The organism is Streptomyces sp. NPDC020379, assembly GCF_044387105.1.
In the GTDB taxonomy this organism is placed as follows: Bacteria; Actinomycetota; Actinomycetes; order Streptomycetales; family Streptomycetaceae; genus Streptomyces.
In genome coordinates, this window is record NZ_JBIRVR010000010.1 from 23,808 (window position 1) to 46,172 (window position 22,365).

Sequence of the window (22,365 nt, forward strand, 5' to 3'; positions counted from 1 at the left end):
CTTCGATGAACGAGACGATTGCGGGCAAGGCGGCGCGGGCGGCAGCCGCGACGCTCGCGGCCAACCGGCGGACCGGCTGTTCCGCCGGCGCGCGGCACGCCTACGACTACACCTGCCCGTCGCCCGAGACCTACCCCTTCCAATGGGCCTGGGACAGCGGCTACCACGCCATAGCGCTCACCCACCTGAACCCGCGACGCGCACAGAAGGAACTCTCCTCGCTGCTGTCGGCCGTCACCGGCACGGGGTTCCTGCCGCACATGATCCTCTGGCAGGACGACCTGCGCCCGAAGGCGACCCAGGAGTTCAGGATCGACGTGTGGGAGGAATGGCGTTCGGTCACGATCGCGCCGCCCGTCGTCGCCAGGGCGATCGAGCACGTCTTCAAGACCACCGGCGATCACGCCTGGCTGCGGGACGTGCTCCCGGCCGCCCTCGGGTTCTTCTCCTGGCTGCGCGAGCACCGCACCAGCCCCGGCACCGGTCTCCTGGAGATCTACCAGCCGGACGAGTCGGGCCTCGACATGAGCCCGAAGTACGACCGGGCGCTGGGCATCCAGGACTCCTTGCCGAGCACCGTCGCGGCCGACTGGCACGGCGCCATGCGCACCCTGCTGGACGGCTACTCCGGCGGCCGGCACCCCGAGAGCCCGCTGCGTGACGCGCGGACCTTCGTCTGGAACGACGTCCTGGTCAACTCCATATACGCCGACGGCCTGATGGCGCTCTCCCGCCTCGCGGAGGCCGCCGGCCTGCCCGCCGCCACGTCGGCCGACCTGGCCCGCGGGTCCGAGGAGATCTGCCGGGCCCTGGTGCGGCACTGCTGGGACGACGACGCGGGCGCCTTCTTCGACCTCGATCTCGTGGCCGGGGAACGCGTTCCCGTGCTGACCGCGAGCTCCCTCTTCCCGGTCATCAACGACTTCATTCCCGACGACATCGCGAAGCGGATCGTCGAAGAACACCTCCTCGACGAGCGGGAATTCTGGCACCGTTACCCGGTCTCCAGCGTGTCCGCCACCGAGGTCACCTTCGACCCGGACTTCAGCACGGCGGCGATCTTCCGCGGTTCGAGCTGGATGAACCTCAACTGGTATCTCCACGGTGGTCTGCGCAAGCGCGGATACCACCACGAAGCGCGTGAGCTCGCGCTGCGGAGCGCCGAATGTGCGGCCGCGGCGGGCATGCGGGAGTGTTACGGCCCCCACGACGCCGGCGGCCACGGAGCCCGCTCGTTCGGGTGGAGCTCGCTGGTCCTCGACCTGCTGGCCACCGAGGGCCTGCCACTCACCGACGACAACGGCGACCAGCTCTTCCTGGAGGACTGACCATGGCGAACTGGGGCTTTCTCGGAGCGGGTTCCATCGCGGAGTCGAGCCTGGGACCGGCGGTGCGTGCCGGGCAGGGCGCACACCTTTACGCCGTCGCGTCCAGGAGCGCGCAGCGCGCCTGGACGCTCACACCGGAGAAGGTGTACACGAATTACCCGGATCTCCTGGCGGATCCCGCCGTCGACATCGTCTACATCGCCCTGCACAACGCCGCTCACCGCGCATGGGCCGAAGCGGCGCTGGCGGCCGGGAAGCACGTGCTGTGCGAGAAGCCGCTGGGCCTGTCGGCCACGGGAGTGGATTCGATGATCCGGTCGGCGCGGGCCGCCGACCGGCTGCTGGTGGAAGCCGCGTGGAACCGCTGGCACCCGCGCACCCAGGAGATGGAGAGCCTCGTCGGATCGGGGGCGATCGGACAGGCCGTCCACGTCACGTCCCGGTTCCACGGCCTGGCACCGGCGGCGGGAAACTACAGACTGGACAGCGCGCTCGGAGGCGGTGCGCTGTACGACGTCGGCTATTACGCGATATCCGCCACCCTCGCGGCGTTCGGCTGGCAGACGCCGCGCGTCGAACGGGTCAGGCACCGGAGGTGGACCCCCACCTCCGCGGATTCCTCCCTCTCGATGAGGCTGGCATTCCCCCGCGGGGGCACCGCGGACATCGAGTGCTCGCTCACCGGCACGCTCGCGGAAGAATTCACGGTCCGCGGAACCGACGGCGCGGTATCCCTCTCCTCCCCGGCCTTCACCGCCGGAGTCCAGCCCGCCCGCCTGGACATCACGAAGGAGGGGTGCACGACCGACATCAAGCACTATCCCGCGGTGGACCCGTACCGGCTGATGGTCGAGAACATCGAACGGTCCTTGGCGGGCGAGGCCGCCTACGTCATGCCCCTTGAGCAGACGCGGCTCATCGCCCAGGTCATCGACGCGGCACGAACGGTCATCGGATTTCCACCGGGCGGATGACGCCTGTGACGGATCCCGTCCCGACCGGCGGAGATCCCTGCCTGCCGGAAGTCCCGACCAAGGAAGGTTGCACACCCGATGAAAGCCGTTGTAATGGCGGGCGGCGAGGGCTCGCGCCTGCGCCCCATGACCTCCGATCTGCCGAAACCCCTGCTGCCCGTCGCCGGCCAGCCGATCATGGAGCACGTGCTGAGGCTGCTGGGCAGGCACGGCATGAACGACACCGTGGTGACGGTCCAATTCCTCGCCGCCCTCATCAAGAACCGCTTCGGGAACGGTGAGGAGCTCGGCATGCGGCTCCACTACGCGCACGAGACCACTCCGCTCGGCACGGCCGGCAGCGTCCTGAACGCCGAGGCGGAACTGCGCGACGACACGTTCCTCGTGATCTCCGGGGACGCGCTGACCGATATCGACCTCACCGAACTCATCGCGTTCCACCGGGCCGAGGGAGCCCTCGCCACCGTCTGCCTGACCAGGGTGCCCAACCCGCTGGAATTCGGCATCACGGTGACCGGCCAGGACGGCCGTGTCGAGAGGTTCCTGGAAAAGCCGACCTGGGGCCAGGTGTTCACGGACACCGTCAACACCGGCATCTACGTCATGGAACCCGAGATATTCGACTACGTCCCCAAGGACGGCCCCGCCGACTGGGCCGGTGACGTCTTCCCCCGGCTGCTCGCCGAGGGAAAGCCCGTGTACGGCTATGTGGCCGACGGCTACTGGGAGGACATCGGGACCCAGGAGAGCTACCTCAAGGCCCACACCGACATCCTCGAAGGCCGGGTCCGTGTCGACCTCCCCGGATTCGAGACGTCGCCCGGCATCCGGATCGCCCAGGGCGCCGAGGTCCATCCCGAGGCCCGGCTCCACGCCCCCTGCCACATCGGCGCCCGCACCAGGGTCGAGGCCGGCGCCGTCATCGGCGCCCACACCGTCCTCGGCCCGAACACGGTGGTGGCACCGCACACCGTCGTGGAAGGCGCCGTCGTCCACGAAGGCGTGTACCTCGGCCCCGCCACCCGGCTGCGCGGCTGTGTGATCGGCCAGGGCACCAGCGTCATGAGCGGCGCCAGCGTCGCCGAGGGCGCCGTCATCGGAGCGGCGTGCACCATCGGCGAGGACTCGATCGTCACGGGCGGAGTCCGTGTCTACCCCGGGAAGGCCGTCGAGGCGGGTGCCGTCGTCCACTCCTCCCTCATCCGGGAATCCCGCAACCAGGTCAGCCTGTTCGGCCCCGACGGGGTCTCGGGGATCCTCAACGTGGAGCTGACCGCCGAGTTGATGGCCAGGCTCGCCGGCGCGTACGCCACGACCCTGCCCCAGGGCGCCTCCGTCACGGTCGCCCGTGACGACTCCCCCGGCGGGCGGGCCCTGTCCCGCGCGTTCACCGCGGCCCTGCAGTGCGCCGCCGTGGACGTACGGGACATTGAGAGCGTGCCGCTGCCCGTTGCCCGGCAGCAGACCGCGCTGCACAGCGCGGGCGGTGTCGTGATCCGTACCGTGCCGGGCACGCCCGAGCGCGTCACGGTCCGCTTCCTCGACGAGCACGGCGGCGAACTCTCCCCGGCGACCCGGCGCAAGCTCGACCGGGTCTACGCGCGGCAGGAGTACCGCACCCACCCCAGCGCGGTGGGAAGTCTGCACAGCCCCGCGGGCGTCGTCGACGCCTACGCCGACACCCTGCTCGGCACCCTGGAGACGTCCCACCTCCGCGAAGCCCGGTTGAGGATCGTGGTGGACGCGGCCCACGGCAGCGCCGGGGCCCTGCTGCCCCAGCTCTTCGGCGCCCTGGGAATCGACGCTCTCGTCATCAACACCGCCTCGGACACGGCGGCTTACGCCGGAGCCACGGACTCCGACCGCCTCGCCGAGCTCGTCACCTCCGCGCGGGCCGCCTTCGGCGCCCGTATCGACCCGGCCGGTGAACGGCTGACCATCGTCGACGACCAGGGCCGGCGCGTGGCCGCCGACCGGGCGCCCCTGGTACTGGCGGACCTGGTCACCAGCCTGCGGCCGGGCGGGCGGATCGCGTTGCCCGGCACCGTCTCACGCGTCGCCGAACGCCTCGCCGCCGCGCGCGGCACCGAGGTGCTCCGGACGGCCGCCTCCGCGTACGCCCTCGCCCAGACCGTCCGCGAGGGGGACGTCCGCTGGGCCGCCGACGGACGCGGCGGCTTCGTCGTCCCCGCCGTGTCCGCCACCCCCGACGCCTTCGCCGCGCTCCTGCACCTGGCCGGCCTGCTGGCCCGTTCCCCCGAACCCCTCAGCGGCGTCGTCGACCGCACCCCCGTGCCCCATGTGCCGCACCGCACCGTGCCCACTCCGTGGGAGGCGAAGGGCGCCCTCATGCGCACGCTGACGCATGCCGCGCCGGGAAACCTGGACAGTTCGGTCACCGAGGGCGTCCGCGTCGTCGAAGGCCACGACCGCTGGGTCATGGTCGTGCCCGACCCCGCGGAAGCCGTCACCCACCTCTGGGCGGAGGCCCCGGACCAGGCCGCCGCCCGCGCCCTGCTGGAACGGTGGGCGCTGCGCGTCGGCGAGACGGTGGCCGCGCACACTCCACCGGGGACGGCCCCCGGCAAGGCCCCGCACCCCAGGGGGCGGACCACTCCCGCGTCCTCGCCGGCCGCGAAGACCGTTCTCGGGGACCTCGCCGTGCTGGACACCGTCCCGCGCTGAGGCCCGGTCAGCCACACACCAGCCCGTACCGACCACCCTGGAGGCACCGTGCCACCCCCAGCTCCCTACCCTCTGACGACGGAGATCGAGGCCATCGTCTTCGACTGCGACGGCCTGCTCGTGGACACCGAATCCTGCTGGACGCGGGCCGAGGCCGCGGTCTTCGCGGAGCACGGCCACGCGTTCGGCCTGGAGCAGAAGAAGCTGCTGATCGGAAGGACACCCACCGACCTGGGCTTCATCCTGGCCGAGCACTTCGGATGCCCCGGGCAGGAGAAGGCCCTCACCGCCGGCCTCCTGGACCGGGTCCGCCGGGAACTCGAGGAAGGCGTCTCCCCCCTCCCGGGCGCCCTGGAACTGGTGCGTACCTGCGCGGAGCGCGTACCCGTCGCCGTGGCCAGCAACAGCCCCCGGCCGCTGCTGGAGATCGCGCTGGACTCCACCGGGCTGGCCGGCTTGCTGCCCGTCTCCCTCGCGGTCGACGACGTGCCGAACCCCAAGCCCGCGCCCGACCTCTACCTCGCCGCCTGCGCGGCCCTGGGCGCCGCACCTTCCCGTTCCGTCGCCTTCGAGGACTCCCGCACGGGCGTCGCCGCCGCGCGCGCCGCCGGGCTGCGCCTCGTCGTGGTCCCCTCACTGCCGGACGCGGAACCGCGCACGGACACCGGTGCCGACTGGCTGCTGGAATCCCTGGCCGAGCCCGCGCTCCACCACTGGGCGGACGCGCTGGCCGTCTCGCCCGGCAGCACCGCCTTCCGGGGCTGAACCGGATCCGCCCGGTGGGAGCCCGCGACCCCGTGGGCTCCCACCGGGCCCTCCCGCATCACGGAGCTGGTCGCCCATCACAGGACGCCTGTACAACAGAGCGAAACCTTTTCCCCGGAGGCCCCAGTGAGACCGGACTTCACGCCCAGGTACTACCAGATCGAGCAGACGCTGCGCGGACGGATCGCCAAGCTGCGCCCCCATGACGTGCTGCCCTCGGAGTCGGAGCTGTGTTCCGAATTCAACGTGAGCCGCATGACGGCACGGGCCGCCGTCCAGAAGCTCGTCACCGAGGGCTTGGTCTACCGCGTCTCCGGGCGCGGTACGTTCGTGGCGGAGCCCCCGACCCACCGCCGGGCGGAGAACCTCGTCCGGTTCAGCGAGCACATGCGCCGGCAAGGCCACGAACCCACGTCGAGACTGCTCACGGCCACGCTGCGCCCTGCCACGGAGGAGGAGGCGAACCGGCTGTTCCTCCGGGTGCCGGTGGACGTGGTGGAGATCAGCCGGGTGCGGCTGGCCGACGATGTCCCGACCGCGCTCGAGCGGGCCGTCTTCCCTCCGGAGCTGTCCGGCCTCCTGAAGGCGGATTTCGTGGCCGGTTCCATGCACGAGGCGCTCACGGACCTCGGCAAGATCCCCACCCGGGGCCACTCGTCGGTCAGGGCAGGCGTGGCGGACGCGTACGAAGCCGAGCTGCTCGCCATCGCTCCCGGGACCGCCCTGCTCATCGAGGTGCGGCTGATCCTCGATCAGCACGACCAGCCGTGCGAACTCACCGAGTCACGCTACGTGGGCGACCGTTACGTCCTCGATGTCGCTTTCGAGGTCGACGCTTGCGGAGCCCGGGAGCGGGAATCGCCCGGTACGGACCGCTGACCCTCGCCGAGGCCACCCACACGAGTGAATCCCGTGCGTCCGCCATCCGATTGTCGGGACATATCGCTTCCATGGACCCCGCCGACGAGAAGCCGCGCGCACCTGGGGGAGCCGTATGGACCGCCGCACTTTTCAGAGTCGACTGCTCGCCCTGGGCGGTCTGACCTTGGCCGGGACGCTGCTCGAGGCGACCGGGGGAGTGGCGGCCGCTCTGGAACGTAAAGGTCCGGAACGTAAGGGCCCGGAACGTGAAGTACCGCACAGGCGACCGGTGATGGAATACGAGCTCCCGTTCGCCGAGGAGACGCACGAGATCGTCAAGTTGCCCGGCAGGCCGATGGCCCTGGTGTCCCAGATGTCCGACAGTCACCTGGTGAAGCTGCGACTCGACCCGCGCACCGAACGGGTCACGGGCGTCAAGGCGTTCCCCCTCGGACCGCCGGACGCGATGCTGCACGGCCTGGCGGTCTCCAGGCGCCACCCCGGAAGGATCTGGGCCACGCACGAGGGCGGGAACCGGCTGCTTCTGGTGAACCCGGGACCGGAGGCCCTCGATTCCGCGCCACGCGTGGAACGGGAGATCGACATCCCCGGCGGTGGCCGAGGGCCGCACTACGTCAGCGAGTACGGCGACACGCTGTGGGTGACGCTGAAGGAGGGCAACCAGGTGCTGGCCCTCGACCACACGCGCCCGGCGCGCCACCGGCTCTTCGACGCGGAACCCCAGCCCATCTTCGCCGCCCGGCACCCGGTCAGCGGCGACTTCTACGTCAGCCAGGACAGCACGAGTGCCCTGCTGCGGATCGACCCGCGCAGCGGACGCACAGCGCAGCTCCCGGTCCCCGCGGAGCGAGGCAGCACACCGGTAGGGCTGATCAGCGGGCCCGGCGGCCTCTGGGTGGTGCTGCTCGGCACGGCGCGGGCGGGCACGGGCACCTTCGGCCGGATCGACGGGAACGGCCGTATCGCGTGGCACCGGTTGAGTGACCCACAAGGACATTCGGCCGGCCTGCTGCACCTGGCCTTCGACCCGCCCGGCACGCGGCGAGGGCCCGGCCTGTGGCTCCTGGGGTCGTCGATCGTCTCCGACCAGGTGCGGGACGTCATCGTCCGGGTGCGGTTCGACGCGTCCTGGACGCGGATCGTGGGGGAGAGCTACGCACCGCTCCCGACGCAGCACTGCAAGGCACACCGCCTGCTGCCGTTGCGCCGCACTGTCCTCGCCACCGAACTGACGACGGCCAGGGTCGCCCAACTGATCGCGCCCGAAGAGCGCCCCTGAGCCGCACGGTCGGGCATGCTGGTGCTTCCCTGTCGTGGGGCTCGGGTGAACCAAGGGGGACGACCATGCGCATACGGATCGACGCGACGACGGACGAGGAACGCGGAGCGGTGGCGGACCTGTACGAGTGGCTGCGCCAGGACCCCGAGGTCCGGCGCGGCGCCACGGTGGAGCGGGTACGGCCGTTCCGGTCCGGCGGGGCCATGGGGACGGTCGAGATCATCAACGTGATCCTGGGCCAGGGCTTCACCGCCCTGAACCTGGCGCTCTCCTACGCCTCCTGGCGCACCGCCCGCCCAACCGCTCCCCCCATCGTCATCAACGTCGCGGGCCGCTCGATCGTCGCCCAGGACAGCTCCGACGAGACGGTGCGCCGCCTGGTGGAGGCGCTGGAGCGAGCGGCCGACGCCACGGACCCGGAATGACGCGACTTCCCCGAACCGGCGGGCAGGGCGCGGACCGCGCCGCGAGTGCACACGACGCCGTGAACTACTGGAACCACAACGTGCACTACCACCCGCTCGTCCTCCGTGCCGTGCCGCCCGGGTGCGGCTCGGCCCTGGACATCGGCTGCGGCGAGGGCCTGCTCGCCCGCGAACTGGCCCGGCGGGTCCCCGCCGTGACCGGCGTGGATGCCTCCGGCGAGATGATCCGCCTCGCCCGCGAACGCGGCGCGCGTGTGCGCAACGCGACCTTCGCGGAGGCGGACTTCCTCGATGACGCACACGGCCTGCTCGGCGAAGGGACCTACGACTTCGTCAGCGCGGTGGCGGTGGTCCACCACGTCGCATTCGCGTCGGCGATCGAGGCCATGGTCCGCCTGCTCGCCCCCGGCGGACGCCTGGTCGTCGTCGGCCTGGCCCGCGAGCGGACCCCGTTGGACTGGATCATCTCCGGCGCCGGCGTCCCCGCCGCCCGGCTCAACGCCCGCCGCCACGGCGGCAAGACCGACCCGGACGGCATGCCCGTCCGCATGCCCGCCATGACCTGGGGCCAGGTGCGCCGGGAGGCGAAGCGGCTGCTGTCCGGATGCCGCTTCCGCCGTCATCTGCTGTGGCGCTACTCCCTCGTCTGGGACAAACCCGCCGCCTAGGCGCCGGACGCCCGGACGAGCCCCAGATACCGGTCCCAGTCCCAGTGCGGCCCCGGATCGGTGTGGTCCGTGCCCGGCACCTCGGAGTGGGCGATGATGTGGGACCGGTCCACCGGGATCGCGTAGCGGGCGCAGATGTCCGCTGTGAGCCGGGCCGACGCCGCGTACATCGCCGCCGTGAAATCGCGGGGCCGGTCCACGTAGCCCTCGTGCTCGATCCCGACGCTGCGCTCGTTGAACTCCCGGTTCCCGGAGTGGAAGGCCACGTCGAGCTCGCGTACGGTCTGCGCGATGTGGCCGTCCTTGCGTACGACGTAGTGGGCGGCGGCCCGGTGCAGGGGATCGCGGAAGACCCGGAGGGCGTCGCCGTAACTGCCCTGGACCACATGGATGACGACCCGGTCCACGGCGTAGTCGGCCGGCCGCGCCGCCCGCCGCCAGTTCGCCGACGACGCGGCGACCCACTCGGCGCCCGCGTGGTCGAGCACGCCGTCCCGGCGCGGTCTCTCCTGCCCCGAGGCGCGCCACCACCATCTCTGGAACCCGTCCTGCCCGGCATACACCCCCACGGCCGCCGCGGCGCTGCCGCCCCCGATCAGCAACCCACGTCTGCTGATGCGCGACCCGTCCCATTCCCGCTCCACCTGCGCCCCCCGGGCTCATCCGTCCTGACCGGAGAACGCGCGCACCGCCCTCACCGGTTCCGGAAAGGCGGAAGGCTTCACCTTTCAGGTGATTGCCGATAATTGTCGCGATGAGACTATTTTCCGCCGCTACGATGATCGGGTCGTGAGCGGCCGGGGCCGGGGGTGCGTCTCTGCCCATCCCTCCCGCGAAGCCACCGTGTACCGACGGCGGCATCCCTTCGTCCCGGCCCGGAGCGCGTCCGGCGCATGACGCGGAAGCCGGCGACGAGCCGCAGCACGATGTCCGCGGGCGGCGCGGGGGCCCGTCAACATGCCCTGGCGCCAAGTCTTATGGAGGGACAGCTCATCCGGGACCGGCGAATCGATGGTCTCTTCGGCCCGGCGTGGTCACACCGTGCGAATGGTCCGGCCGGTCACTTCGTCCGGGACGACGCGGATCCACAGGTCCCGGTTGCCCCCGGCCCATGGGCGCGCCCCGGGCCGTTCCATAAGGGCCTGGACCGTGTCGGGGTCGGTGACGTGCTGCGCGGTGCCCGCGACGAGGACGCTCCAGCCGCGGCTGAGCTGTTCGTCGATGTGGTCGGCTTCGAACGCGATCGGGGTTCCCGCGGCGACGGCCGTGGAGTCGCCGTGTTCCGTGCGGTAGACGACGGTGTGCCCGTCCACGAGGAAGTTGACCGGGAGCACCACGGCCCGGGTGCCGGTCGACAGCCCCAGGCGGCCGATGCCGTGCGTACCGAGCCTTTCCCAGCACTCGTGTTCCGCCAGCCGCATCAGGACGGGGTGGGACGCCGGAGCCCCCTGGCCGGGAGGAGCGTCCCGGCGGCCCGTCAGGAGTTCCTCGTAGGGCATCTCCAGGACGGCGGCGAGCCGCATGAGGGCGCCGGGGTCGAAGTCCTTGCCGAGCTTCCCCAGCTGGTCGAGGTAGGCGACGGACATCCCGGCGCGGCTCGCCACCTCTTCCCGGGTCAGCCCCAGCTGTTCGCGCCGGACCGTGGCGCGGACGACCACGGCGTCGCCGCGGTTCGTGGCATCGGCCGGGTTGCCTGCCGGCGTTCCTTCGCCTTTCACGGCCGCTCCTCCGTAGGCGCACCCTCGCCGGGCCGCGCTCGATGGCGGCCCGGCGACCAGGCTTCCAGGGGAACAGACGGCCCGGCGGCCTGCCAGCGCTGATCGGCCGCTCGGCGGGCGCCCGAACCGCGGACGGGTGCTGTCGGGCACCGTCGCGGCGGCGACGTCAGGACTTCCGGGGCGCGTGAAGCACGCACGCCCGGCCCGGCGTTCGCCCACAGATCGATCGTCTACAGTGCCGTAGACATTCACGGGCGCCGTGCGGCGCCGGAGGAGCGGAGCGGCTATGGCGATACCCGGTGGCTGGGCGGTCGAGGAGCGGACGGAGCGGGCGCCCGGGGGGCGGCGGCGGGTGAACCTGAGCAAGGTGCCGCAGGTCACGGCCTTGTTCTGGGCAGTGAAGGTGCTCACCACCGGCATGGGCGAGACGGCGTCGGACTACCTCGGCCGCACGCTCGGGCCGATACCCGCCGGGGCCCTCGGATTCGCCGGATTCGCCGTCCTGTTGGTCCTGCAGTTCCTCTCGGACCGGTACCGGCCCTGGATCTACTGGTCGGCGATCGTCATGGTCAGCGTCTTCGGCACGATGGCCGCCGATGTCGTCCACGTCGTGGCCGGGATCCCCTACACCGCCTCGGCGGTGGGCTTCGCCGCCGCACTCGCGGCCGTCCTGACCGCCTGGTACGTCTCCGAGCGGACGCTGTCCATCCACAGCGTCCGCACCTTCCGCCGCGAGGTCTTCTACTGGGCGACGGTCCTCGCCACCTTCGCCCTGGGCACGGCGGTCGGCGACCTCACCGCCGGCACCCTTCGCCTGGGCTATCTGGAGTCGGGTCTCCTCTTCGCCGCCGCCATCGCCGTGCCGGCGCTGTCCGGACGGCTGGCCTGGATGGGCCCGGTCGCGGCCTTCTGGTCGGCCTACGTCCTGACCCGTCCGCTCGGCGCCTCGTTCGCGGACTGGATGGGTGCCCCCGCCGGCCGCGGGGGCCTGGGCTGGGGGACGGGCCCGGTGACGCTGTCCCTGCTGGTGCCGATCCTCGCGCTCGTCGGCTTTCTGGCGGTCAGCCGCAAGGACACACCGCCGGATGTGGTCCGGCGCCGCAGAGTGGCCTGAGCCCGAGAACGGCCGGCAGCGGCTCGCGACCTCGTCGGGCGCCTGGTGCGCGTCGAGTTCGTGCCGGAGCCGTCCAGCGAAGCCGGTCAGCGGGCGATCTCCCCCTGGGCGACTTCGACCTCGTGGTGGAAGTCGGACATGCCCGTCGCCGCAGTGCAGACGGAGGCCGTGGCGCAGGTGGCGAGCAGCAGGGCGGTCCACGGGGTGGCCCGGCCCCGCCGGGGCGCGGGGCTCGTGAGGAGGGCGGCGACGCGGCGCGGGACGGGCCCGGTCGTCGCCCCCGGTGCGACGGCCGGCCGGTCGCGGCGGGCGCCGGCGGCGAGGGCGGCGCGGGCGATGGCGCGGGCGGTCAGGCGCCGGTCGCCGACGGCGGTGGCGGCGGCTTCGTCGGCCGCGCGCTCCACGGCGTACCGGATGGCGTCACGGGCGGGACGCAGGGCCGGGTGGCAGTGCGCGGCGAGTTCGGCGGCCGCCAGGAAGTAGTGGTGGCGGTAGGCGTTGTGGGCGCGTTCGTGGGCGAAGAGGGCCTCGCGTTCGGCCGCGTCGAGGCTGCGGATCATGGCGGTGGTGATCACGACGCGGCTGGGCCTGCCGGGCAGGGCGTAGGCGTCCGGGTGTGGTGACTCGACGATGCACAGGTCTCCTGCCGCAGGGCGGCGGCCGGCCTCGGCGTGGGCGGCCCGCAGCCCTCTGACCTGGTGGACGGCGGTGCGGATCAGGGCCCAGGCGCCGATGGCGAGCAGGCCGACCGCGGCGGTGGCCGCCGGCGCGGCGACGGCGTCCCACGGCGTGTGCAGGGGGTGGACGAGCTCCTCGAGGGATGCGAAGAAGGGCAGTTTCAGCAGACCCGTGAGGACGAGGGCGCCCAGGGCGGTCAGTGAGCCGCCGGCCAGGGCGAGCGCGGCGAGGGTCAGGACCCACACCGCGGGCACCGGAGCGAGCCGCCGCGCGGTCCGCTGCGCCAGCACGGGCGCGATGAAGGGGAGCAGCAGCGGGAGCAGCAGGAGGGCGGTCACCGGTCCTCCGCGTCCAGCAGACCCCGCAGGAGCTGTTCGTCGTCGGGGCTGAGGCGGGCGACGAAGCGGGCCAGAACGGTTTCGCGGTCGGCGTCGCGTTCGAGTTCGCTGTGCATGCGCAGGGCCGTGAGGCCCGGAGCGTCCTGGACGGGGTAGTAGGCGTAGCCGCGACCCTGTCGCCGGCGTGCGGCGATTCCCTTTTCGTGCAGGCGGGTCAGGGTCGTGGTCACGGTCGTGCGGGCCGGGTCGTGGGAGAGGGCCGCTTGCACCTGGGCGGGGGTCAGGGGGGTGCCCGCGGCCCACAGGACGGCCAGGACACCGGCCTCCAGTTCGCCCGCCGACCGGCGTTCGTCCTTCGCGTTCGTCATGGGAACGTTCCTCACCCTGCCGTCGTCTACACACCAGTAGACCGTCTATATGCTTGTAGTCAGTCGGGGTGCCGCGCAGGCCGCCCGCTCCTCATTATGAAAGGGCACGCGACGATGTCCGCACCCCTGCTCGCCACCGCGTCACCGCTCGCCGTCAACGTCCTGGACGCCCAGTCGCTCCTCGCGGCCTTCGGCGTGCTCGGGGTCGGTGTCGTGCTGTTCGCCGAGACGGGCCTGCTGGTCGGGTTCTTCCTGCCCGGTGACTCCCTGCTCTTCACCGCCGGTCTGCTGTGCACCGGCTCCTCTGCCACCGGCGTGCACCTGTCGCTGGCGCCCTTGCTGGTCACGGCCGTCGCGGGCACGCTGGCGGGTTCGCAGTGCGGCTATCTGATCGGCAGGAAGGCCGGCGGTGCCCTGCTCGCCCGCAGCCGCTCGGCCCGGCTGCGTGAAGGAGCGCGGCGGGCGGAGGAGTTGCTGGAGCGGTACGGCATCGCCAAGGCGATCGTGCTGGCCCGTTTCGTACCCGTGGTGCGTACGGTGCTCAACCCCATGGCCGGAGCCCTGGGCGTACCGGCGCGTTCGTTCACGCTCTGGCAGGTGACCGGTGGAGTGCTGTGGGCGGCTGGGCTGACCCTGGCCGGCTATGCGCTGGGCTCGTCCATCCCCGACGTCGACCACTACCTCCTTCCCGTCGTCGCGCTGATCGTCGCCGTCTCGCTCCTGCCGCTGCTGGCCGAGATCCTGCGCTCGCGCCGCGCCGCGGCCGGGCGGCGAGCCGGCAAGGGCGGGTGACCGGGCGCGGTGCGGCGGCTGTGGCGGGCGGGACCCCTGCGCGGCCTTGCCCTCGCCGCAGTCCCTCCCCGGCCGGGTGGCAGGACCAGACCCGGGCCACCGCTTCCGTGCCCGGCACCTCACAGCCCGTGTCCGGACGGCCGGTGGACGGCGAACTCGGCGTGGCCGCCTGCGCGTTCCGCACCTCAGGCTCCACAAGCCCCCCAAGGCGCGCAGATCACCCACCACAACCTCGTGGCCGGATCTCCGCCCCCGGGTGGCGGGCCGGTCGGCCCGGGAGCGGGGGACCCCCGGCCCAGCCCGCGACGGGGTGGAGCGGAGCGACCATGGAAGAGGGCCTGGCCGTGGGCCCACCGCTTCCGGGAGGGAGATTCCGGTGACTGCTTCACCCCTGCTGGACGACACGCTGGTGACGGAGCTGGTGCGGGACGCCACCGCGGCCCCCTCCATGCACAACGCGCAGCCCTGGCGGTTCCGCTACGCGCGGCAGAGCCGTACGTTCCGGCTGTCCGCCGACTTCGACCGGGGCATGCCGCACTCCGACCCGGACGCCCGGGGCCTGCACCTGGGCTGCGGTGCGGCCCTCCTCAACCTCCGCGTAGCCGTCGCGCACCTCGGCCACCACCCGGACGTCACGCCGCTGCCGGATCCCGGTGACCCGGCGCTGCTCGCGACCGTACGGCTCACGCCCTTCGGCGCCGGCGACGCCGCTCTCGCGCTGCTTCACCCGGCGGTGCGCCGCAGGCACACCAGCCGCTACCCGTTCTCGGAGACCGCCCTCCCCGAGGGCCTGCGCGAGGCACTCACCGCCGCCGCGCGGGACGAGGGCGCGACGCTGGCCTTCCCCGCCTCGTGGCACCTGCAATGGATCGAGGAGCTCACGGAGGAGGCCGAGGCCCGCAACCTCACCGACAGCGGCAGCGGCGAGGACCTGGCCCGCTGGACGCGCATCGGGGCCGCGGAGTCCGGCACGGCCGGCGACGGCGTCCCGGACTACGCCTTCGGGCCGCGGAAACACGGAGGCAAGGCGCCCATGCGTGACTTCTCGGGCGGCAGGCCCACGGCCGACTTCGGGACCACGGCCTTCGAGAAGGATCCGTGCCTGGCCCTGCTGAGCACCGGCGGCGACCGGCCCCGGGACTGGCTCGCGGCGGGTCAGGCGATGGAGCGCGTCCTGCTGCTGGCCACCCTGGAGGGACTGGCCACCTCCTTCTCCGCGCAGGCCCTCGAGTGGCCCGACCTGCGCTGGCCCCTGCGCGACCCGGTCTCCGGGACGGACCACGTGCAGATGATGCTGCGCCTCGGGTACGGGCCGACGGGCCCGAGCACCCCGCGCCGGCCGGTACGGGAGGTCCTGGCCATGGACGACTGACGAGGCGGGGGCGGGCCAGGGCGGCGGTCGCCGGCTCCCCGGGCGTGTTCCCGCCGGTACCCCCCGCCCCTTACGGTGGTGCCGGGCGGCAGGTCGTCCGGCTGCCCCAGGCGTCGGCGAGGGGACACGGTGGAGAGCAGCGAGCGCGAACCGGTGCGCGTGCCGCAGCTGAGACTCGACGAACTGCTGGAGGAGCTCCAGGCCCGCCTGGACGTGGCCCGCGGCACTCGCGACAGGGTGCACAGCCTGCTGGAAGCGGTGCTGGCGGTGGGCCGGGATCTGGACCTCGAACAGGTGCTGCGGCACATCGTGGACGCCGCCGTACTGCTCGTCGACGCGCAGTACGGAGCGCTCGGCGTGATCGGCGCGGACGGCCGGACCCTCGCGCAATTCCTCACCGTGGGGCTGACGGAGGGGCAGATCAGCGCCATCGGGCCCTACCCCTCGGGCCACGGCATCCTCGGTGAGCTGATCCGGCACCCCGAGCCACTGCGTCTGACCAAGCTCTCCGAGCACCCCGCCTCCTACGGGTTCCCGCCGAACCACCCGCCGATGCACAGCTTCATGGGTGTGCCGATCCGGGTGCGCGACCAGGTCTTCGGCAATCTCTACCTGACCGAGAAGAGGACGGACACGGACTTCGACGACGAGGACGAGGCCGTGCTCTCCACGCTCGCCGTCGCCGCCGGTGTCGCGATCGACAACGCGCGGCTGTACGAGGAGTCGACCCGGCGCGAACGCTGGCTGAGGGCGAGCGCGACCGTCACCACCAGCTTGATGTCCGGCAGCTCCCGGCCCGAGGTCATGACTCTGATCGCCGAGCTGGCCAAGGAGATCACCGGCGCCGGGCTCGCGACCTTTTCCGTGCCGCTGGACGACGGCACGGCGCTGACCGTCGAGGTCGCCGTCGGAACGCACGGCGACGAGCTGCGCGGCCGCGCGCTTCCGGCCGCGGGAACCCTGATCGGCGCGGCGTGGGCGGAACGGGCGCCCGTGCGCAGCGGTGATGTCACCGCGGATCCGCGCAGCACGGTGGAGCCACGACGGCTGGCCGGCCTGGAAGCGGCCGTCGCGGTGCCCGTCACCTCGGACGATCTGGTGCGCGGGGTCCTCTTCCTCGCCCGCGACGGCGGACAGCCCGCGTTCTCGGACGAGGAACTCGAACCGCTGCTCGCCTTCGCGGGGCAGGCGGCCCTGGCGATGGAACTGTCCGACCGGCGCGCGGACGCCGAACAGCTCGCCGTGCTGGAGGATCGCGACCGCATCGCCCGCGACCTGCACGACCTGGCCATTCAGCGCCTCTTCGCCACCGGCATGACCCTGCAGAGCGCCAGCCGGTTCATCGATCACCCCAGGGCGGCGGAGCGGGTTCAGCGGGCGGTCGACGACCTGGACGAGACCGTCAAGATCATCCGGTCCGCGATCTTCGGACTCCGGTCGCGCGAGACCGCCTCCCAGCAAGGGCTGCGTACCCGGGTGGTCCAGGCCGTCGGCGAGGCCGTGCCCGTGCTGGGGTTCGCCCCGAGCCTGCGCATGGAGGGGCTGCTGGACACCCAGGTGCCGCGCTCGGCCGTCGACGACGTCGTCGCCGTCCTCGGCGAGGCGCTGACCAATGTCGCCCGGCACGCCCACGCCGGTGCTGTCGACATCTCCGTGGTCAACGACGGCCGCTATCTGGTGCTCACGGTCAGCGACAACGGTATCGGCATGGCACGTGCCGAAGGCCGCCGCAGCGGCCTCGCCAACCTGGCGGAACGGGCGGAGCAGCACGGCGGCCTGCTGGAGATCGACGGGCCGCCCGGCGGGGGCACCGTGCTCACCTGGCGCGTTCCGCTGGTCGGCTAGCCGGGACCGGGCGGAGCCCGGACAGCTGATGATGTCCGTGGTGACGCACAGCCGGTTCTGCCCCCGGGCCTCGAGAATCAGTGCTGGTCCGCGAGGAGCAGGCGGTGCCGTCCGGTCAGCGGCGGTCCCGGGGGCGCTCCGCCGCGTCCTGCCGGGGCGCCCGGGTGGCGATGACGGCTGCCTGGACGCGTCGTTCGACGCCGAGTTTCGCGAGCATGCGCGAGATGTGGTTCTTGACGGTCTTCTCGGACAGGAAGAGCCGCTTGCCGATCTCGCGGTTGGTGAGTCCTTCCCCGATGAGGGCGAGGATGTCGCGTTCGCGCGGGGAGAGGCCGGCCAGGCGCTCGTCCCCGGGCTCGTCGTCCTGCTCGCCCCGGAGGCTGTTCATCAGCCGGGTGGTGGTGGCGGGGTCGAGCATGGACTGGCCGGAGGCCACGGTGCGGATCGCCGTGACGAGGTCGGAGCCTTTGATCTGTTTGAGGACGTAACCCGCCGCACCGGCCATGATCGCGTCGAGGAGGGCGTCGTCATCGTCGAACGACGTCAGCATCAGGCAGGCGAGTTCGGGCATACGGGAGCGCAGCTCCCGGCAGACGGTGATGCCGTCGCCGTCGGGCAGCCGGACGTCCAGCACCGCCACGTCGGGACGGAGCGCCGGCCCCCGGGCCAGGGCGTGAGCGATGCTTCCCGCCTCGCCGACCACACAGATGTCGTCCTCGGCTTCCAACAGGTCATGAATGCCCCGCCGTACGACCTCGTGGTCATCCAGCAGGAACACCCGGACCGGCCGCTCCCGGGAAAACGTCCTCGTCTGTTCCATGACCGGCTCCCTGTCGGCAGTGGGCATCGCGGTGCTCTCGCGAGCCTGATCCTTCCCGGGCCGATCCGCCAGGGGACGAACGGCCCTGGCGCGGGCGGCACCGGCGTGCGGGGACCGCCGGGCCCCGGTCCGGGGGCCCTTCGGGTCGCGGTACCGGCCGCTTCGGCCCTGGGGGCGGGCGGGCCGGCGAACGCATGCTGACAGCACGACAGAAAGCCGGTGCCGGGCCTCCCCGCCTCCCCGCCGACGTCCCGGCACCGGCTGCGCCCCCGTCCGAGTCCGAGGAGGACATCATGACCGAGGCCGGCACGCTCCGTCCGGGCCGCGTACTGCTCGGCTTCGACGGCTCCGGGCCCGCGCTGCGCGCACTCGACCACGCGGTGGACGAGGCACGCAGACGCGGCACCGGACTCGCGGTGCTGTGCGGCCGGCCATGGGTCAGGCAGCCGGCCGTGGAGACCGCCATGGGGAGCGGCGACGGCCGGACCGTGTGCGACGTGGCACGCGAGATGCTGGACGCGGCCGTATCGCGAGCGCGGAGACGGGCGGACGGGCTCAGCGTCACTCCGGTCCTGACCGCGCAACCCGCGGAGGCCGCCCTCCTGAACTACGGGCGCACCGCGTCCCTCATCGTGCTCGGGCCCCGGGGCCACGGCGGCTTCGCCCGCCCGCCGCTGGGCTCCGTGACCTTACGGGTCGTCACGCACAGCCCGGTGCCCGTCCTGATCGTCCGCGGCGACCAGCGACCCCCGCGGGGCTGCGTGCTCGTCGGTCTCGCCTCGGACGCGGACACCGCCGCGCTGCGTTTCGGCTTCGAGGAGGCGGTCCGGCGCGGCGCGGATCTGCGCGTGCTGCACGCCTGGAAGTACCCGCCCGCGACGCACGCCCGGGCACCGCGGGACCGGTGGTGGGACGACCTCGAAATGCTGGCGAAGTCCGCCGAAGCCGTACCCCGGTTCGCCGTCGCACCGCTTCGCGACGAGTTCCCCGGCGTAGCGGTCCGCACCGAGGCGGTGTGCCTGAGCGCGGGACACGCCTTGACCGAGGCGAGCCGTGAGGCGGAGGCCGTCGTCCTCGCCTCGCACCGGCACGGCACGCGGTTCGATCTCCGGCCGGGCCCGGTCACCCACGTGCTCCTGCGGCACGCGCGCTGCCCGGTGACCGTCGTCCCCACCGACTGACACCCCGTCACCAGGAAGGCCCTGCCGTGGAACACCGGCACATCGAGCAGCCCATGACCCGTGGCGTCGTCACGGTACCCCCGACCGCGTCCTTCAAGACCGTGGCGGACACCCTCGACGGAGTGGTCGCCGTCGTGGACAACCTCCGCTCCCAGGTGGACGATTCCCACGCGAGGCCGGTGGACAAGGCCGCGCGCGAGTTGTCGGAGGAGTGGCTGCGCGGCTTGTGAGGCCGTGACGTCGCCGTGAGCGGGCGGGGCCTCGTAGCTTGCCGGTCCGTACGACGGCCCTGGGGCGGTGGCTCGGGTGAGCCACCGCCCCAGGGCGTGTCCCCGCGTCGGCGGGAGCGGCCGGTGCGGTCACGCGGACCAGGTCCAGTCCGTGACCTCGGGCAGGTCCGTGCCGTGCTCGCGGATCCACGCCGCGTGGCGGGTGCGGGCGTCCGCCATGGCCTGCCGGACGGCGGCCGCGCGTACGGCGAGGCCGGGGACGCGGTCGATCACGTCCATGACCAGGCGGTAGCGGTCCAGGTCGTTGCGGACGACCATGTCGAACGGTGTCGTCGTGGTCCCGTTCTCCTTGTAGCCGCGGACGTGCAGATGGGCGTGGCCCGCGCGGCGGTAGGCGAGCCGGTGGATGAGCCAGGGGTAGCCGTGGTAGGCGAAGACGACCGGCTTGTCGTGGGTGAACAGCGCGTCGTACTCGCTGTCGGGCATGCCGTGGGGGTGTTCCTCCGCGGGCGGCAGCCTGGTCAGGTCCACGACGTTGACCACGCGCAGGGACACCTCCGGCAGGTGGTGGCGGATGATCCGGGCCGCGGCCAGCACCTCCTGGGTGGGAACGTCCCCGGCGCAGGCGAGGACGGCATCGGGCGCGCGGCTCCCGTCCTCGGTGCCGGCCCACGGCCAGATCCCGGCTCCGCGGGCGCAGTGGGACCGGGCCTGCTCCAGACTCAGCCAGTCGAAGCAGGGCTGCTTCCCGGCGACGATCACGTTCACGTGGTCACGGCTGCGGAGCGCGTGATCGGCCACCGACAGCAGGGTGTTGGTGTCCGGGGGCAGATAGACCCGGACGACCTCGGGGCTCTTGCTGAGGACGTGGTCGACGAAGCCGGGGTCCTGGTGGGAGAAGCCGTTGTGGTCCTGGCGCCAGACGTGGGAGGTGAGCAGGTAGTTGAGGGAGGCGATGGGGCGCCGCCAGGGCAGCCGGCGGGTGACCCGCAGCCATTTGATGTGCTGGTTGACCATGGAGTCGACGATGTGCGTGAAGGCTTCGTAGCAGGAGAACAGGCCGTGCCTGCCGGTGAGGAGGTAGCCCTCCAGCCAGCCCTGGCAGGTGTGTTCGGACAGGATCTCCATGACGCGGCCGTGCCGGTCCAGATGCTCGTCCGTCGGCAGGGTCGCCGCCTGCCACGCCTTGCCGCTGGCGTCGTACACGGCCTGGAGCCGGTTGGACGCGGTCTCGTCGGGGCCGACCAGCCGGAAGTCGCGGCGCGCGCTGGTGGCCTCCATGACCTCTTCGAGCAGGTCGCCGAGGACGCGCGTCGGCTCGTGCAGGGTCGAGCCGGGTTTGTCGACCGGCACGGCGAAGCGTTCCAGCGGTGGCAGCGGCAGCTCGCGCAGCAGCAGGCCGCCGTTGGCGTGGGGTGTCGCGCCGAGGCGGCGGGTGCCCTCCGGCACCTGGGCCAGCACGGCGGGCCGCGGCCGCCCGTGCTCGTCGAAGAGTTCCTCCGGCCGGTAGGAGCGCAGCCACCCCTCCAACTGCCGCAGGTGGTCCGGGTTGTCACGGACCTTTGCCAAGGGCACCTGGTGGGCACGCCACGTGCCCTCCACCGGGAGACCGTCGACCTGGGCGGGGCCGGTCCAGCCCTTGGGCGTACGCAGCACGATCATGGGCCAGCGAGGCCGCTCGGTGATTCCCTCCTCCCGGGCCGTGCGCTGGAGAAGGGCGATCCGGTCCAGTGCCGTGTCCATGGCCGTGGCCATGGCGCGGTGGACGGTCGCCGGGTCGTCCCCGGTCACGTGCAGCGGTTCGTGCCCGTAGCCGCGCAGCAGCTCGTCCAGTTCGGACTCGGGGAGGCGGGCGAGCACGGCCGGGTTGGCGATCTTGTAGCCGTTGAGGTGCAGGACGGGGAGCACCGCGCCGTCGTGGACCGGGTCGAGGAACTTGTCGGAGTGCCAGGAGGCGGCGAGCGGCCCCGTCTCCGCCTCGCCGTCGCCGACGACGCACACGACGACCAGGTCCGGGTTGTCGAAGGCGGCGCCGTAGGCGTGGGAGAGGGAATAGCCCAGCTCCCCGCCCTCGTGGACGGACCCCGGTGTCTCGGGGGCGACGTGGCTGGGCACGCCGCCGGGGAAGGAGAACTGCCGGAACAGCCGCGCCATGCCGGCCGCGTCCCGGCTCACGTCGGGATATGTCTCCGAATACGTGCCCTCCAGCCAGGAGTTGGCCAGCACCGCGGGCCCGCCGTGCCCCGGCCCCCACACGCACAGGGCATCGAGGCCGCGTGCCCGGATGACCCGGTTGAGGTGGGTGTGCACGAGGTTCAGCCCGGGGGAGGTGCCCCAGTGGCCGAGCAGGTGTGGCTTGACGTGCTCAGGCCGCAGCGGCTCCTTCAGCAGGGGATTGTCCATCAGGTAGATCTGCCCGGCGGCCAGGTAGTTCGCCGCACGCCAGTGGAGGTCCAGGGCCTGGACCTCCGCGTCGGTGATGCCGGCCGGGGTGGGCGTCGGGACGTCCCGCATGGCTGTCTCCAGGAGGTCGATGGGGTGCGTGCGCTGCCGCTCAGCCTGCTCGCCGGCCGACGATGGTCACCAGGGCCGGCCGGAGTCCGCCCGGGACCGTCCGGCCCTGTGATGCCGGGCCCCGGCGTGGCGCCCGCCGTGCGTGGCGCTCCACCGTGCGGGGAGGAGCGGGCCACGACCGGCGGCAGCCGGCCCCGGCGCTCGGCGTGCCCCGTCCACGAGGGGAAGCGCCATCGCCCCGGTTCACCGGATCCCCGCCGCGCGCCTCGGCCGGCGCGCGGCCCGCGGCCCCCCGGAAGCCGGGGCCGGATGGCGTCCCCACGGGCCGGGCGGCCCGTCGTGCCCGGTGGTGAGCGATGCGATGGTGGAAGGGAGGAGCGGCCCGGCCG

At 72.6% G+C, this 22,365-nt stretch carries 19 protein-coding genes and 1 pseudogene; 14 read left to right on the plus strand and 6 right to left on the minus strand.

Annotated features, from left to right (window positions below; genetic code table 11):
- The first annotated feature begins 5 nt into the window (after positions 1 to 5).
- The 8 genes and pseudogenes from ACH427_RS15520 (at position 6) to ACH427_RS15555 (ending at position 9,006) form a co-directional block, all read left to right on the plus strand.
- Positions 6 to 1,328, plus strand: a complete 1,323-nt coding sequence (locus tag ACH427_RS15520) for an MGH1-like glycoside hydrolase domain-containing protein (RefSeq protein WP_398869971.1) — start codon at positions 6 to 8, stop codon at positions 1,326 to 1,328.
- A gap of 2 nt (positions 1,329 to 1,330) precedes the next feature.
- Positions 1,331 to 2,302: a Gfo/Idh/MocA family protein gene (locus ACH427_RS15525; RefSeq protein ID WP_398869972.1), complete on the plus strand. Its 972-nt coding sequence runs from the start codon at positions 1,331 to 1,333 to the stop codon at positions 2,300 to 2,302.
- Between the two features lie 78 nt (positions 2,303 to 2,380).
- Positions 2,381 to 4,834, plus strand: a pseudogene (locus ACH427_RS15530) (sugar phosphate nucleotidyltransferase); the annotation flags it as partial.
- A gap of 201 nt (positions 4,835 to 5,035) precedes the next feature.
- The gene (locus ACH427_RS15535; RefSeq protein ID WP_398869973.1) at positions 5,036 to 5,752 is read left to right on the plus strand and encodes an HAD family hydrolase; all 717 of its coding nucleotides are present in this window, start codon (positions 5,036 to 5,038) and stop codon (positions 5,750 to 5,752) included.
- Positions 5,753 to 5,878: 126 nt separating this feature from the next.
- A complete protein-coding gene (locus ACH427_RS15540) occupies positions 5,879 to 6,631 on the plus strand; it encodes a GntR family transcriptional regulator (protein WP_398869975.1) in 753 nt (250 codons plus the stop codon).
- 274 nt (positions 6,632 to 6,905) lie between these two features.
- Positions 6,906 to 7,913 (plus strand): hypothetical protein, encoded by a 1,008-nt coding sequence (locus ACH427_RS15545; protein WP_398869976.1) that lies wholly within the window; start codon positions 6,906 to 6,908, stop codon positions 7,911 to 7,913.
- 65 nt (positions 7,914 to 7,978) lie between these two features.
- Positions 7,979 to 8,338 (plus strand): hypothetical protein, encoded by a 360-nt coding sequence (locus ACH427_RS15550; RefSeq protein WP_398869977.1) that lies wholly within the window; start codon positions 7,979 to 7,981, stop codon positions 8,336 to 8,338.
- Positions 8,335 to 9,006: a class I SAM-dependent methyltransferase gene (locus tag ACH427_RS15555; RefSeq protein ID WP_398869978.1), complete on the plus strand. Its 672-nt coding sequence runs from the start codon at positions 8,335 to 8,337 to the stop codon at positions 9,004 to 9,006. The genes ACH427_RS15550 and ACH427_RS15555 overlap by 4 nt, the downstream gene beginning before the upstream one ends.
- Here ACH427_RS15555 and ACH427_RS15560 read toward each other — a convergent pair.
- Both ACH427_RS15560 and ACH427_RS15565 read right to left on the minus strand, forming a co-directional pair.
- A complete protein-coding gene (locus tag ACH427_RS15560) occupies positions 9,003 to 9,650 on the minus strand; it encodes an N-acetylmuramoyl-L-alanine amidase (RefSeq protein ID WP_398869979.1) in 648 nt (215 codons plus the stop codon). The genes ACH427_RS15555 and ACH427_RS15560 overlap by 4 nt on opposite strands.
- A 390-nt stretch (positions 9,651 to 10,040) precedes the next feature.
- Positions 10,041 to 10,724, minus strand: a complete 684-nt coding sequence (locus tag ACH427_RS15565; protein ID WP_398869980.1) for a helix-turn-helix domain-containing protein — start codon at positions 10,722 to 10,724, stop codon at positions 10,041 to 10,043.
- A gap of 286 nt (positions 10,725 to 11,010) precedes the next feature.
- Here ACH427_RS15565 and ACH427_RS15570 point away from each other — a divergent pair, with 286 nt between their 5' ends.
- On the plus strand, positions 11,011 to 11,838 hold the full coding sequence (locus tag ACH427_RS15570) for a hypothetical protein (RefSeq protein WP_398869981.1): 828 nt from the start codon (positions 11,011 to 11,013) through the stop codon (positions 11,836 to 11,838).
- A gap of 86 nt (positions 11,839 to 11,924) precedes the next feature.
- Here the strand turns inward: ACH427_RS15570 and ACH427_RS15575 are convergent, their stop codons facing one another.
- Both ACH427_RS15575 and ACH427_RS15580 read right to left on the minus strand, forming a co-directional pair.
- Positions 11,925 to 12,854: a M48 family metalloprotease gene (locus ACH427_RS15575; protein WP_398869982.1), complete on the minus strand. Its 930-nt coding sequence runs from the start codon at positions 12,852 to 12,854 to the stop codon at positions 11,925 to 11,927.
- A complete protein-coding gene (locus tag ACH427_RS15580) occupies positions 12,851 to 13,222 on the minus strand; it encodes a BlaI/MecI/CopY family transcriptional regulator (RefSeq protein ID WP_398869983.1) in 372 nt (123 codons plus the stop codon). The genes ACH427_RS15575 and ACH427_RS15580 overlap by 4 nt, the downstream gene beginning before the upstream one ends.
- A 114-nt stretch (positions 13,223 to 13,336) precedes the next feature.
- On the opposite strand from ACH427_RS15580, the gene ACH427_RS15585 reads away from it, so the two are divergent.
- The 3 genes from ACH427_RS15585 to ACH427_RS15595 all read left to right on the plus strand — a co-directional run bounded on the left by ACH427_RS15585 (position 13,337) and on the right by ACH427_RS15595 (position 17,231).
- Complete coding sequence (locus ACH427_RS15585) at positions 13,337 to 14,014, plus strand: DedA family protein (protein ID WP_398869984.1); 678 nt, start codon at positions 13,337 to 13,339, stop codon at positions 14,012 to 14,014.
- 376 nt (positions 14,015 to 14,390) lie between these two features.
- Positions 14,391 to 15,386: an Acg family FMN-binding oxidoreductase gene (locus ACH427_RS15590; protein WP_398869985.1), complete on the plus strand. Its 996-nt coding sequence runs from the start codon at positions 14,391 to 14,393 to the stop codon at positions 15,384 to 15,386.
- Between the two features lie 129 nt (positions 15,387 to 15,515).
- Positions 15,516 to 17,231, plus strand: a complete 1,716-nt coding sequence (locus ACH427_RS15595; protein WP_398869986.1) for a GAF domain-containing protein — start codon at positions 15,516 to 15,518, stop codon at positions 17,229 to 17,231.
- A 115-nt stretch (positions 17,232 to 17,346) separates the two neighbouring features.
- Here ACH427_RS15595 and ACH427_RS15600 read toward each other — a convergent pair whose 3' ends face one another.
- On the minus strand, positions 17,347 to 18,051 hold the full coding sequence (locus ACH427_RS15600) for a response regulator (RefSeq protein WP_398869987.1): 705 nt from the start codon (positions 18,049 to 18,051) through the stop codon (positions 17,347 to 17,349).
- Between the two features lie 293 nt (positions 18,052 to 18,344).
- On the opposite strand from ACH427_RS15600, the gene ACH427_RS15605 reads away from it, so the two are divergent.
- Positions 18,345 to 19,232, plus strand: coding sequence for a universal stress protein (locus ACH427_RS15605; protein WP_398869988.1), 888 nt, complete (start codon positions 18,345 to 18,347; stop codon positions 19,230 to 19,232).
- A 26-nt stretch (positions 19,233 to 19,258) separates the two neighbouring features.
- On the plus strand, positions 19,259 to 19,462 hold the full coding sequence (locus ACH427_RS15610; RefSeq protein ID WP_398869989.1) for a hypothetical protein: 204 nt from the start codon (positions 19,259 to 19,261) through the stop codon (positions 19,460 to 19,462).
- A 129-nt stretch (positions 19,463 to 19,591) separates the two neighbouring features.
- Here ACH427_RS15610 and ACH427_RS15615 read toward each other — a convergent pair whose 3' ends face one another.
- Complete coding sequence (locus tag ACH427_RS15615; protein WP_398869990.1) at positions 19,592 to 21,976, minus strand: phosphoketolase; 2,385 nt, start codon at positions 21,974 to 21,976, stop codon at positions 19,592 to 19,594.
- Positions 21,977 to 22,365: the final 389 nt, after the last annotated feature.